This is a genomic window from Streptomyces sp. SID13031 (assembly GCF_010548305.1).
Classification (GTDB): domain Bacteria; phylum Actinomycetota; class Actinomycetes; order Propionibacteriales; family Kribbellaceae; genus Kribbella.
In genome coordinates, this window is record NZ_JAAGLV010000025.1 from 1 (window position 1) to 13,622 (window position 13,622).

The following is a 13,622-nucleotide window of genomic DNA, read 5'->3' on the forward strand; positions in this document are numbered from 1 at the left end:
CCATCGCAATGAACACGTGGAGAGCCGGATGCGGTGGAAGTCGCACGTCCGGTTCGGAGGGCGGGCCAGGGAAACCCACCAGCCGAAAGGCTGACAGGGCGCCCAGGTCCGACCCCTACACCGAACATGCCACGAGCGAGGGCAAGCTGTATTTGTGCGCGATCAAGGACGTCTACTCCAACCGGATCGTCGGCTACTCGATCGATTCGCGCATGAAGGCATCTTTGGCGGTGTCGGCGCTGCGGAACGCGATCGCACTACGTGCGCCTGCTGCCGGGCTCATCGTTCACAGCGATCGCGGCTGCCAGTTCAGGTCCAAGAAATTCGTCCGGGTCCTCAAAGCCCACGCACTGCGCGGCTCGATGGGCCGGGTCGGGGCCTGCGGCGACAACGCCGCGATGGAGTCGTTCTTCGCGCTGCTCCAAAAGAACGTCCTGGACCGGCAACGCTGGCCCAGCCGCCACGAACTCAGGCTGGCGATCGCGTCCTGGATCGAAACCAGGCACCACCGGCGCCGCCGACAACGCCGCCTGGGGAAACTCACACCTATCGAGTTTGAGATGATTGAACCGGTCGCACTCGCGGCCTGAACCACCACACCCCGCGAGTCAACCGAACCCGGGGCAGTCCCCACCGCTGTGACGCTGCGCCTCTATCAGCGCCATGAGTCCATGTCCGCGGTCATGGCGACGGTCGGTGGCGAAACCGGGCTGCCCCGCCCTGATCGACGAACTCGCAGAGCTCCACAAATTGGGCCTGCTTCAATCGGTCACGCATTTGTTCGACACCTCTCGCCTCCGCACGTCGATGAACCTCACGGAGGCGAACTGGACCACCTTCGCCTCCGTAGCGGGCGTACGACAGGTAGCCGACGCGACGTTGGACGTCCGGTCGGCTCGGCCCCGACGGCCCAGCCGGTGATCAGGTCGAACAGAGCGTCGCGCACCTCGTTGCGGGTCAGGTAGAGCATGTCGTCCGCCGTGGCCCAGAAGCCGGCGTCGGCGAAGACCTTCCCGAGTTCGCGGACCTTGCGCCAGAAGACGCCCATCGTCCAGTGCTCGATGTAGAAGTTGTGGTTCCCGACGTACGGATACGCCATCGCAGCGAGTCCGCGTTTGGCATCGAACTGCTCGCGCTGGTCGGGGTCGGCGAGCTCGCGGTACTCCGCGACAATCCGATCCTTCTCGGCCACCAGCGCGTCGACCGGCCGGTCGATGACGTGGCCGTCCTCGATGCGGCGGATGTAGTCCTTGATGTAGCCCAGTGGGATCTCCTGGTGCTCGATCCAGTACTTGTCGTGGCCGTAGAAACCGTTGCCCACGGTGAAGTTGAACCACGGGTCCTGCGCGCCGATGTAGGCGTCGACCCACCGCGGTCCACCCTCCAGCGCCAGCACCCGGTCGAGTGTTCCGGTCACGTCGTCGGTGTAGTCGAACGCGCTCTGCAGGCCCGACTCGACCGCGAGGGCAGCCAGCTTCTTCAGCTCGTCGTCGGGCCGGAACAATTCCATGTCCACGCCTTGCACCATCGTCGCGATGGCTTGGTCCGGGATGCCTGGGAACAGCTCCTTGCAGAACCCGAAGAAATCCAGGTAGGCGAGATAGCCGAGGTTGAGGAACTCGAAGTGGTACTGCCAGTTCTGATAGCACAACTGGAGCAGCCGGTCGTAGTTCTCCATCAGAACCTCGGAGCCGTCCTTGGCCTTGCCGCTCACGATGTCCTCGAACGGCACCACCTGCGGCAGCGCGGTGAACGAGAGCGACTCCAGTTCGTCGATCGTGCGACGCACCTTCGTCCGCCAGCCGTCGAGCAGACTGTCCCAGTTCTGGAAGTAGTGGCCCGCCCGCCTCTCGAACTCGGGAACGCGAGCGGCGATCTGCTCCTCCGGCACCGACACCGGGCTCATGTACAGATATCCCAGGTGGACCTTGAACTCGATGCCGTTGGCCGGCGGGATCAGCAGATGCCTGGTGTTGTACTGGCCGAGGCACTTGACCGCGAACTCGGCACCGACCGTTCCTCAGCTTCGACCCAGAGATCCGGCGGGTGATCTGTTCAACCAACGCCATCGAGTCCGTGAACGCCCGGATCCGTCGCGCGGTCAAGGCCCGTGGACACTTCCCCAACGAACAAGCCGCACTCAAGTGCGTCTACCTCGCAGTCATGAGCCTGGACCCGACCGGCACCGGCCGCAAACGCTGGACGATGCGCTGGAAACCAGCCTTGAACGCCTTCGAGATCGCCTTCGACGGCCGCCTCGCCGCCGGACGCAAGTAACCCTCTTCAACCCGAGTTACACCGTTCTTTTGACAGACCCGACCTAGGCGTGATGCCGAGCGCCTCACGTCAGGCTTGCGGAACCCATTCACACCCACTGAGGGTGAAACTTTGCGACATCGCCCAGCGTATGCCGTGGTGCGGGGTTCATTCACAGGGAGGTAATCTAGGCTTTCGTGAGCAACGGTGCGAACATCCGAGACATCTATGCTGGCTACGATCTGGTCGTTGTCGGGTCCGGCTTTTTCGGCCTCACGATCGCGGAGCGGACGGCGACCCAACTGGGGAAGCGTGTGCTTGTGATCGAACGACGAGCCCACATCGGCGGCAACGCCTACTCTGAGCCCGAACCGCAGACCGGCATCGAGGTGCACAAGTACGGCGCGCACCTGTTCCACACCTCGAACAAGAGAGTGTGGGACTACGCGAACCGGTTCACCGAGTTCACCGGCTATCAGCACCGCGTGTTCGCGCACTACCGGGGCCAAGTTTACGCCTTCCCAATGAACCTCGCGCTGATCAACAGCTTCTTCGGCAGGTCCTTCACCCCGGACGAGGCTAAGGCGCTCATTGCCGAGCAGTCGGCGGAGATCAAGACCGAGGACGCGCAGAACCTCGAGGAGAAGGCGATATCGCTGATCGGCCGCCCGCTCTACGAGGCATTCGTCCGCGGCTACACCGCAAAGCAGTGGCAGACCGACCCCAAGGATTTGGACGCTGCAATCATCACCCGCCTCCCAGTCCGATACAACTTCAACAACCGTTACTTCAACGACACCTACGAGGGTCTGCCTGTAGACGGATACACCGCGTGGCTGAAGAAGATGGCTGACCACGAGTACATCGACGTGCGACTGAACACCGACTACTTCGACGTCCGCGACCATATCCCGGCCGGAACCACCACGGTTTACACCGGCCCGCTGGACCGCTACTTCGACTACTCGGCGGGGGGACTGGGCTGGCGCACGCTGGACTTCGAGACTGAGGTTTTGCCAACCGGCGACTATCAGGGCACCTCCGTCATGAATTACAATGACGAAGCGGTCCCTTACACCCGCATCCACGAGTTCCGGCATTTCCACCCGGAGCGCACCAACTACCCGCCGGACAAGACGGTCATCGTCCGTGAGTACTCGCGCTTTGCCGAGTCCGGCGACGAGCCGTACTACCCGATCAACACCCCGGAAGACCGCGAGAAGCTCTCGCACTACCGGGCCCTGGCCAAGGCGGAGGCTGCCGAGAAGAACCTCATCTTCGGCGGCCGACTGGGCACCTACCAGTATCTCGACATGCACATGGCGATCGGTTCGGCACTATCAGTGTTCGACAACAAGGTCTCCCCGCATCTGACCGCCGGCGCCCCACTCGACGGTTCGCTGGACGGCTAGGGCACTCGGAGGGGGAGCATCGCGCCGGGCTGCGTCCACGGTGCCATTGCCAAACTGGGCGGTGGCGAAGGCGGCTCGCTGTTGCTCTTCGGCGGAGCACAGTGTGGCATCGGCCTGGTCTGGGCCGTGGTGGACAAGCAACGGCGGCGCGACTGGCTGGCCCCCCGTGCTGGGGGGGCCCGCCGCGCACTGCGCGCGGCGTGTTGGCGGACCAGAAGGTACCCATGCGCTAGTCGATCTGGACCTGCGTAGTCGTCTGGGCTACCCGTTCAAACACCCACAAACGCAATACGATGAACCGGCCGACTGTGCCAACCGCCGACGCCAGCACCAACACTACGATCTCCAACCACCTCGGTGTCGCGGCCACCGTGATGCCAAGCAACAGTAGCGCCCCTGACGTCACGACGTAGTACCCCACGAACACCATGAAACCCTGCAGGTGCACTCGACCGACCGAGTTGCCAGTGGCACCGAAGGTGAAGCGGCGGTTGGCTTCTGTATTGAGGATGGTGCACACCGTCAGTGCCAGCAGGTTCGATGACAGCGCCCCCCACCACCCGCGCATGACCGCATACAGGACGAGTTGGACCAGCACAGACACGGCACCGATGACGCCGAACGTGCCGATCTGGCGGATCAGGTTAGGTTTCACCAGATCGGTACCTCTCCGTTCAAAGCCGCCTTGGACTGGTCGATTTCGCCGTGTCACCAGTCACCCTGCGCCATAGCGACGAAGAGAAGTGCGGGTCGACGAGCTCACTGAATTCGCGCCACCGCGGATACATCACCTTGAAGACCTCTGGTGTTAATGCCGAGTCTTTCGCGAGATAGACCTTGCCTCCGAGTTCGAGCATGGCCTTGTCCAGTTCATGGAAAAGCCGGAGGGTCTGCTGGCCCTTGTTCACGAAATCGATCGCGCCGCCGAGGCCCTCGGTCGGGAAGGACATCATCCCAGGGAAGGTGTTGGTCCCGTACCGCTTGAGTATCGCTAAGAACGGGATGTTGCCGGAGCGGTGAATCATGTCCACCAGCAGCGGGAGCCCCACCGGGACATTACGTGACGGGATTACGAAGTGGTATTGATAGAAACCATTCCTCCCGAGCAAGCGGTTCCACCGGCTCACCGCATCCAACTGGTAGAAGAACTTCTCGTAGCCTATCTGACCCGGTCGCTGCCGCTTGCTGCGGAATAGGTACGCCTTGTTGAAAGCGCGTACCGACATCTCATTGACCAGCCACTGCGGACACTCGAAGGGGACGTTCAGTATCGGCAATCCGCTATTTGAGGGACCAGGTGTTGCCGCCGCGCGCCCGGGGGTTGGTGAAGCCTCGTTGCCGCAGTCAAGTATCCCTCTGAACGTCCGCTTGTTGGCCAGGTCGATCCAGGCGGTTGCATACTCATGGGATCCGATCGAGGACGCGACGAGTTCGATGAATCGCGAGAGGCTCGAGAAGGCGATGGTCTCCGCGTCGATTAACGAGGACTCGATCCGCCGCAACTGGATTTCGACGCTCGCGATGAGCCCGGTCAAGCCCATTCCGCCCACAGTGGCACGAAACAGCGCTTTGTTGTCGGTGGGACTGCACAATCGACGAGAGCCGTCCGTGCGCAAGAGTTCGATCTCGCGAACGTACTGGCCGAATGATCCCGCGGCGGGGTGATTTCGCCCGTGGACGTCGTGCGCCACCGCGCCGCCCACAGACACGTGGCGCGTACTAGGCGTCACTGCCAGTCGCCAGCCATAGGGTGCAGCCAGCCGCTGAATCATGCCGATCGTTACGCCTGACTCGCACTTGATCAGACCGGATTCTGTGTCGAAGGACAGAACCCTGTTCTGGTTGGTCATGTCCAGCAACGTGTTACCACCGTTGAGGCAGCTGTCGCCGTAGGAATGCCCATAGCCGCGCGGCAGCAATGTGCCGTGAGCATCACTCAACGTCACGAGGTCCCTGACCTCGCGTGGTGCTTCGACCACCCTTTGACTCAGCCGGTGAACCCGGTTCCACGCCAGCGGTGTCGTTGCATTCTCACTACCCATCGTGGCTGCCCCCTCTCCCTGCATCCTGATGATGCTGGTCAGCGGACCTGGCTCTCAGTAGCGCTGCGAGGCCCCCCAATGCCACCAAGGCCCCGCTGAAGGGAAGCAGCGGCAGTTGCCCCTTCGGCGGAGGGACCTCGGCGCAAGCGATAAGTTGTTCGACCGCCCGGGCCTTCGCGAACGGCCTGTCGCCGATCAATTGGTTCGCGTACTTGTTGACTGCACGGCGACACACTTCCGCCGCAGTCGTAGGCTCTGTTCGATCCGCTTCGGCGTACTGTTGGATCTGGAGATCACGGGCCGGAATGTTCCACTTGGCATCTCCACCGAAGAACACATTTGGAGAGCCCTGGTTCGTCAGCACGTACGCCGCCATGAAGACGGCCGACGCCGGCGCCGCGGTCACCATTAGAATTCGTAACCTAGCAGCGACCGTTGCCTTAGGAAACCAGAGTTGCTGAACTTCGAGATAGCGCCGCGCTAGGAAGTAGGAAGCGACTAGGATGGTGGCCTCAGTCGCGATCGCTAGAATTTTACTGACGATGACCAGCGAGTTTTCGGAACAGGGTGGCAATAGCAAGATCAATGCTGTGGCAGCGTCGCCGTAGGTAGAGTAGAGGCTAGACGCCACGTATTGCAGGCCGAACAAGAGGTTCGCGACGCTGTAGACAGCCAGCACCAGCGCGAGCCATCGCCATTTCACTCGCCTTCCCTGCCGTAGCGCCACTAGGCTGAAGATGATCTGCGACAGTGGACCTGCCACCAACGGGAAAACTCTAGGAAGGCTGCCGACATTGTCATCAAAAGAAAAGTTTCCGTATCCGTCGCCGAACGCCGGCATCTTAATACCGATCATTTTTGCACCGAAAAGGCCGCTCACCAGCAGATGCGACAACTCATGGATCAGGACACCTACCCACAGGGTGCCCCAGATAATCACGGCGAGCAAGGTTGCGAAGGCCAGCAGGCGATACGGTTGCCGTTGTGACATTCGAACGTTCATGCCCCCTCCGTGGTCTCGGAGGTCCTTCAGGCGGTCGAGATCACTCGTGGCCGGTATTTCGGCATTCCCACCCATCTCAGGCGATCTTCTTGAGTCGCTCTGCCGCGACATCGCCGCGGGGTAGGTGCCCGCTCGATGCGGCCGTCGCACCACTGAAATAGGCGCCGTGAGCCAGGAAGTTGTAGGTCATCGGATCGAACGTGGTCCGCCACGCGACTAGTTGCGCAAGATTCTTCGCACACACCCGCAGCAGGCGCCAGCCATGGATCGAGACTTTTCCCGTTGTCCGCTGCCGATGAGAAATCGGAACATATACGACCGGGACCTGCAGGGCATGCGCGACGATCGACATGTACACATTTGGAATGAAGACATTGCTCGGGATGTGCTTGAGTGCAAAGTTGAGGTAATTTCTGCCCATCAGTCGATACGGAACGTTCGAATCGGGAATGTTGACCTGGAATAGCACTCGTTGGAGTAGCCTCAGTGAGCGCGAAATGAACCTCCTGTGAAGCGGCGAGTTTCGTCGCACACGGCAACCCAACACGAAGGGGGCGCGGTCGCGGAGCTCCCATAGCGAAGCGAACTCGCTAGGTTCGAACTCATTATCGGAGTCAATCTGAAATATGTATTCCGCCTGGCTTTCCAAAGCGAGTTGGTATCCGTGAATAACAGAAGGGCCGTGCCCGCCGCATCTCTGCTTGACGACCTTGAGGCGCTGATCTTTCGTTGCCAGTTCGGCTAATATCTGACTGGTGCCATCCGTGGACCCGTCATCAATGATGATCATGTGCACCATATGTTCATCAGTCAACCCTGCTGTGTCGAGCGTCGCAATCCACTCCTCTAACACCTGTCGAATGCAGCCGACTTCGTTGTATACAGGGACTACGACAGCGAGTTCGCGCTTGACTTCCGACGATTGCTCCACCCATGCGTGGGTTGTATGCATCTAAGTTGCCTTTCACTCGATACCCAAGAGATTCTTGCGACCTGTTACCTTCCTAGCGGAACCCGGCCACCAGCGAGGTGCATCAGTAGGTATCCAAAGCGGCTCCGGGAGCGACGAGTATGCGATCTTCCCGGATAGCGTCACGCCCTTCAGATTCAGTCACATCGGGGGCGCCTCCTAGCCGAGACCCCAATAAAATGAACGGAACCCGATGGCGGCAATCTGTCCCACCCCGGTTTGATGCACACGAGTCTGATTGCGACGCGACTATGGCGATGTCGGGCCGGTGGGGGATGACGGCGGAGACGTTGCGGCGATCGGTCCGCCAGGCCGTGATCGACCCCGGCCAGTGGGGTGACTTCTGAGTCGGCGCGTGAGATCCGTGAGTTGAAGCGGAAGAACGCCGAGCTCGAGCGCACGGTCGAGATGCGTAGGGCGGGTGGCTGTCGCGCGAATGGTTTGGCTGCCTGATTGCGGTCGCAGCTTGGTGGGTGACCGGGCCGTGGCAGCGTGGTCAGTGAGGCGGTAGATCTTCGGCTTCGGGCGTCGAGGGCAGATCTCTGCGACAGCTTTACCTAACCAGCGCCTAGCCTTCCGGCTAGCCTGGCCGCTGTCATTGCGGGATGCTCTTAGCGTGGTCAGATCCCAATTCGAAGAGAAGACGTACGAGTGCGCATACAACGTTGAGTTGGCGACCGGCGCTGGCGGGAATCCACGTATGTTCTCGCCAGGACAGGTTCTCGAGGGTCTGGTGGGCTTTGACTCGGCAGCGGACCCCGATCCGAATCACTTGATCTGGCAGCTGCTGAAGGTCCCAAGGCCGCCTGGGCTCTCACTGCTCCCGACGCACTGGGGCGCGACGAAGCGTGGAACCGTGAATGCCGAGCAGTTGCCTCGGATGCCACTCAGCTTGATGCTGCAGTTCAAGCGACCGGAGTACCTCACGACGGCCAATGCATCGCAATGGAAGCTCTGGTCGAATCCGTACTATCGCTTCGTCCGAGCCGCTGAGCAGCATAGGGTTTTGCGCCGGCTGGACAGGAGCCTGGCCGGTGATGTCACCGTGAGATACGCAGCCCCCGCGTTCCATCTGCTCTCCGACCTGGAGGCGGCCCAGCTGGCTGGAGAAGTCATCGCGCGGTCGGGGCACGTGTCTCCGGAGGAGCTCGGCAGTCACAAGGTGTGGACATATCAGGTATCGGGGACAACCGGACAAGGCAATCCCGATGGTGCCGAATTGCCGTTCTCGACCCTGCAGCAGCTCTTCGTCAGACAACCTGCCGTGGCGGAAACTGTCGGGCAGGTCAGCGTGTACGAGGGTTTGGAACGCCACCTGGACACCGTCGCTGTGGTGTGTCGCGAGCGAAACCCAGCGCTCCGTGGGGTCATCGACAGATGGCAGCAATCTCTTGCGCGATCCAACCTTGGCCTTGACCGTCGAGCAGCGCTGATCAACTACGCGACCATCCAGACCTTCTGCTCGTGGCAGCGAATCAGCTGGTGGCTTCTTGATGGACTAGAGGTACGACCTGCTGGCTAGACCCGGCTCGCCACACACGTGGTCGCCCGCAACTAGCTGCTACGTCACTGCTCCGTGGGACGTTGGCAAGTGATGCTTGGCGCGGACAACGGATGACAAGGAAACCGCAGGTCAGAGGCAAGTTGGCCGTGGTGGCCAATCTGCCCTCAACTTCCATGACGCGTTGCTGCCGCTGGACGCCGGGGTCAACGCTGCGGCGTGGGCGGTGGCCGACCGTAGGACTGTGCACGGGGTGACCTGGCACGTGATGACGCAGGAGGCGGATGCGGGCGACGTCCTGGCTCAGCGATCCTTCCCGGTGGCCGCGGACGAGACGAGCCATTCGCTGAACCTGAAGTGCTTGCAGGCCAGACTGGAGTCGTTCACGGTCTTGGTGGATGAGCTGGGCGAGGGCAGGGAGCGGCGGACTCCGCAGGACCTGGCCCGGCGGACCTATCACGGCAGGCTGGACCGGCCCGGGCTGATGCTGTCGTGGCGGCGTACGGCGGTCGAGCTGGACGCTCTGGTCCGGGCGGCGGACTTCGGCCCGGGACAAAATCGGTTCGGTGTGTGCCGGGTACGGACCGCCGATGATTGGCTGTTGGTGCGGAGTGCACGGGTGTGCGAGCGGCCGTCGGGCGATGCGCCGGGCACCGTGGTGGCCGTGGAGGAGACGACTGCACGGGTGGCGACCGGCGCGGGCGATCTGCTGGTGGAGGTCGGTCCACATGAGCTCCGTCCGGGCATCGTGCTGCCGGAGCCGGACGAGCACGCGACCCAAGCGGAGCGTGTCGGCCTGCAGCAGGAACCGTTCTGGCGGCAGCGCTTGCGGGAGTTGCGGCCGTTGCGCGGGTTGAGCGCGCTCGGCACCGCTCATCCAGCCGAGATGCCGGCTGGGATGGCCGATCAGGCGGTGGTCGACGCGGTCGTGGCCTACCTGGGCGAGCTGACAGGCGAGGAGGTCTTCGACATCGGCTTGCGTTCGCCGGCGCACGCCTTGCTGTCGGAGGTGGTGCCGTTCCGGACGGGTCAGCAGGTCCGTACCGGCTATCTGCGGGATTTGCTGGTCCGCCAGCCGAGCTTGGCCGCACCGCACCTGCCAGTGCTGATCGAGGTCGGGACCGAAGCGGCGCCTGCTCCCGGGACGGAGCTGGTGATCCGGATCCGCGAGGGTGCCTGTACCTGGCTGACCGACAACCCAGACCTCGCAGAAGGCTTCGCCGCGTACTGCGCGGCCCTAGCCACCAATGGGACGCTCCGCGCGCCGCTGGTGTCTGCCGCGATGGCCCGGAGGCTGGTGGCTGACGGCGAGGCGAGCCGGGTGGAGTACCCGCGCGGCCTGCGCACACATGAGTTGTTCGCCGAGCAAGCCAAGGCCCGCCCGGGTGACGTAGCGGTGGTCTTTGCCGGACAGCAGCTGAGCTACCGCGAGCTGGATAAGCGCAGCGGCCGGCTGGCTGCGCTGCTGGCCGCGCACGGTGTAGGCCCCGGCGACCGGGTTGGTGTGTACCTGGAGCGGTCGGCCGACCTGCTGGTGACCCTGCTGGCAGTGTGGAGGGCGGGCGCGGCCTATGTACCGCTCGACCCGGTCTACCCCGCCGCCCGGATCGCCTACATGCTTACCGACGCCCAGGTCGCACTCCTGGTGACCCAAGCGAGCCTGGAGCACAATGCGCCCGGCCCCAAGGTGATCCTCGACCGGAGCGCACTACCCGACGTACCGCTCCAACCCCAGCCGGGGCAGGCCGATGACCTGGCCTACGTCATCTACACCTCCGGGTCGACTGGCCGGCCCAAGGGCGTCCAGGTCACCCATCGCGGGCTGACGAACTTCCTGTGCTCGATGTCCACCACACCGGGGTTCACCGCTGCCGACAAGATCCTCGCGATCACCACCATCTGCTTCGACATCGCCGGCCTCGAGTTGTTCCTTCCGCTGATCACCGGCGGGACGGTCGAGATCGCCCCGGCGGGAGTCGTCGACGACGGCCCGGCCCTGCGAGACCTGCTGGCCGTCAGCGACGCGACCGTACTGCAGGCCACCCCCGTCACCTGGCGGATGCTCATCGACGCCGGCTGGACCAATGCTCGCGGTCTGCGGGTGCTGTGCGGCGGGGAATCGTTACCCCGGGATTTGGCCGACGCGCTACTGGAGCGCGCGGACACAGTGTGGAACCTGTACGGACCTACCGAAACGACCATCTGGTCCACCGCCGCCCGCGTCCACCCCGGCGGAGAGGTCACCATCGGAACGCCGATCGCCAACACGACCTGCCACGTCCTCGAGCATCACATGCGCCTGCTGCCACCCGGTCTGCCCGGCGAGCTCTACATCGGCGGGGACGGCGTAGCCCAGGGCTACCGCAACCGGCCGGACCTGTCCGCCGAGCGTTTCGTCCCCGACCCCTTCGGCCCCGGCACCCTCTACCGCACCGGAGACCTGGTACGCCGGTCGCCGAACGGCGCCCTGGAGTGCCTCGGCCGCGCCGACCACCAGATCAAATTGCACGGCCACCGGATCGAACCCGGTGAGATCGAAGCCGTCCTGCGCGAGGTACCGGCCGTCCGGAACGCCGTCGTCATCGTCCGCGACGACCGCCTCATCGGCTACCTCACTCCCACCGGCCACGACCTCGCCGCGCTCCGCGAAACCCTGCGATCCAGGCTGCCCGGGTACATGGTCCCCGCTGCCCTCGTCGAGCTCGACGCACTGCCCGAAACCCCGAACGGCAAGCTCGACCGCAACGCACTACCTGACCCCGCCTCGGCCGGGCCCGTACCTGCGGGCCCGGCCGGCGTCGAACTCCTGGAGACCTTGGAAGACCTGCTGGGAGCGGTCTGCGTCCAGGCCGCGCTGGTTCTCGGCACGCTGGAGCCGGTCGAGGCCGATCAGCGCTTTCCCGACGCCGGCATCGATTCCCTCGCCGCGACTGCCCTGCTCGGTCGCCTGCACCCCCTCACTGGAATCCGGCTGACGGTCACCGCGACCTTCCAGCACCCCACACCCCGCCAACTCGCCCACCACCTGCATCAATTGCTGACCGGTACCACCGAACCCGAACAGCGGCCCGACCTCGCCGCACTGCTCGCCCCAGACATCGTTCCAGCTGCCAATGCCTCCCACCCAGCCGGCGACGAATGCCTGGTAACCGGCGCGACCGGCTTCGTGGGCGCCTTCCTCGTCCGCGAACTGGCCGACCGCGGCCACACCGTCCACTGCCTGGTCCGCGGCACCGACGCGGCGACTGCCCACCGCCGCCTCCGCACGGCAATGGACGCCTACGACCTGTGGGACGATGCCCTCGACCACTCGGTCCATGCACATCCCGGCGACCTATCCCAACCGCTGCTCGGCCTGACCGAGACGGACTTCGACCACCTCGCCGCCACCGTCGAGACCGTCTACCACTGCGGCGCTCACGTCAGCGCCGTACATCCCTACTCCGCGCTACAAAGCGCCAACGTCGTCGGCACGCAGGAGGCTCTCCGCCTGGCCGCCCGGCACCGCCCGTCGACCTTCCACCACATCTCCACCATCGAGGTGTTCGCCCAGCCACCCACCCACGGCGGCCCGATCACCCCGTCCGACCCACCCGGACCGCCAGAGGCACTGCGCGGCGGCTACGCCCAGACCAAATGGGCCGCCGAACACCTGGTCCGCCAAGCCGACCAACGCGGCCTATCGACCGCGATCCACCGGCTGCCCCGCATCCTCGGCCACACTCGCACCGGCGCCTGCCAGACCCGCGACCTCCTCTGGCAGATCCTCAAAGGCTGCATCCAGACCGGCACAGTCCCCACCGGCATCAACGCCAGCTACGACCTCGTCCCCGTCGACCACATCGCCCGAGCCATCGCCGACGCCACCCCTGGACCCGGAAGAGTCCTTCACCTGACCAACCCGCACCGCACCGGCCTCAACACGATCATCGGCCACCTGCGGACAGCCGGCTACACGCTCACCGACATGCCCCTGGACGCCTGAAGCGACCTCATTCGCAACCAGCCCGGCAACGCCGCCGCCCCCGTCCTTGACATCTTCCTCGCCGAGATGACCGGCCACGGATGGAGTGACCTGGCCTTCGCCACCACACTCCCCGACTGCCAGCCCCTCAGCGGCGAGACCTTCGCCATCTATGTCGACTACTTCGCTCGCACCGGATACCTGCCCAAGCCGCCGCACTGAGCTCGTACCCCCTGCCGGAGTTCGGGTGCGTCGTCGGCGTGCTGGGCGAGTAGCCAAGCCGCGTTGGCTGCGTCATCACCCACCTCTGATAGCAGTGGCCAGCCACTCGTAGCAATCAGGTCGGCCAGCCAGGTGGTGTTGCCGGCGTCGCCTTGCCGCACGGCCGCCCATTCGGCCAGGTGTGGTTTCTCGGAGTACCCCTGGACATGGTCTCGGGCTTCCTGATCCAGCGCCATCCGCCGGAGCAGTTCC

At 63.9% G+C, this 13,622-nt stretch carries 10 protein-coding genes and 1 pseudogene; 6 read left to right on the forward strand and 5 right to left on the reverse strand.

The features are described from left to right. The coding region (locus G3I17_RS35160; RefSeq protein WP_239063248.1) for an IS3 family transposase at positions 1-590 on the forward strand (590 nt) is incomplete at its 5' end. A gap of 224 nt (positions 591-814) precedes the next feature. Here G3I17_RS35160 and G3I17_RS35165 read toward each other — a convergent pair. Further along, on the reverse strand, positions 815-1,963 hold the full coding sequence (locus G3I17_RS35165) for a hypothetical protein (RefSeq protein WP_343238536.1): 1,149 nt from the start codon (positions 1,961-1,963) through the stop codon (positions 815-817). A gap of 50 nt (positions 1,964-2,013) precedes the next feature. Between G3I17_RS35165 and G3I17_RS35170 the strand changes: the two are divergent. Together G3I17_RS35170 and glf are read left to right on the forward strand one after the other, a co-directional pair. Next, a pseudogene (locus tag G3I17_RS35170) lies at positions 2,014-2,277 on the forward strand (transposase); the annotation flags it as partial. Between the two features lie 176 nt (positions 2,278-2,453). Next, positions 2,454-3,668, forward strand: coding sequence for a UDP-galactopyranose mutase (gene glf / locus G3I17_RS35175; RefSeq protein WP_164602912.1), 1,215 nt, complete (start codon positions 2,454-2,456; stop codon positions 3,666-3,668). A gap of 229 nt (positions 3,669-3,897) precedes the next feature. Here glf and G3I17_RS35180 read toward each other — a convergent pair whose 3' ends face one another. From G3I17_RS35180 to G3I17_RS35195, 4 genes are all read right to left on the reverse strand, one after another. After that, complete coding sequence (locus tag G3I17_RS35180) at positions 3,898-4,323, reverse strand: GtrA family protein (protein WP_164602914.1); 426 nt, start codon at positions 4,321-4,323, stop codon at positions 3,898-3,900. A gap of 19 nt (positions 4,324-4,342) precedes the next feature. Further along, on the reverse strand, positions 4,343-5,710 hold the full coding sequence (locus G3I17_RS35185) for an FAD-binding oxidoreductase (protein WP_164602916.1): 1,368 nt from the start codon (positions 5,708-5,710) through the stop codon (positions 4,343-4,345). Continuing rightward, complete coding sequence (locus G3I17_RS35190; RefSeq protein ID WP_164602918.1) at positions 5,703-6,713, reverse strand: hypothetical protein; 1,011 nt, start codon at positions 6,711-6,713, stop codon at positions 5,703-5,705. Before G3I17_RS35190 ends, G3I17_RS35185 begins: the two co-directional genes overlap by 8 nt. Before the next feature lie 76 nt (positions 6,714-6,789). Then, complete coding sequence (locus tag G3I17_RS35195) at positions 6,790-7,665, reverse strand: glycosyltransferase family 2 protein (protein WP_164602920.1); 876 nt, start codon at positions 7,663-7,665, stop codon at positions 6,790-6,792. A gap of 874 nt (positions 7,666-8,539) precedes the next feature. On the opposite strand from G3I17_RS35195, the gene G3I17_RS35200 reads away from it, so the two are divergent. The 3 genes from G3I17_RS35200 (at position 8,540) to G3I17_RS41860 (ending at position 13,370) form a co-directional block, all read left to right on the forward strand. Next, a complete protein-coding gene (locus G3I17_RS35200; RefSeq protein WP_164602922.1) occupies positions 8,540-9,205 on the forward strand; it encodes a hypothetical protein in 666 nt (221 codons plus the stop codon). 76 nt (positions 9,206-9,281) lie between these two features. After that, positions 9,282-13,169: an amino acid adenylation domain-containing protein gene (locus G3I17_RS35205; RefSeq protein WP_275402631.1), complete on the forward strand. Its 3,888-nt coding sequence runs from the start codon at positions 9,282-9,284 to the stop codon at positions 13,167-13,169. 66 nt (positions 13,170-13,235) lie between these two features. Next, positions 13,236-13,370, forward strand: coding sequence for a hypothetical protein (locus G3I17_RS41860; protein WP_275402632.1), 135 nt, complete (start codon positions 13,236-13,238; stop codon positions 13,368-13,370). Positions 13,371-13,622: the final 252 nt, after the last annotated feature.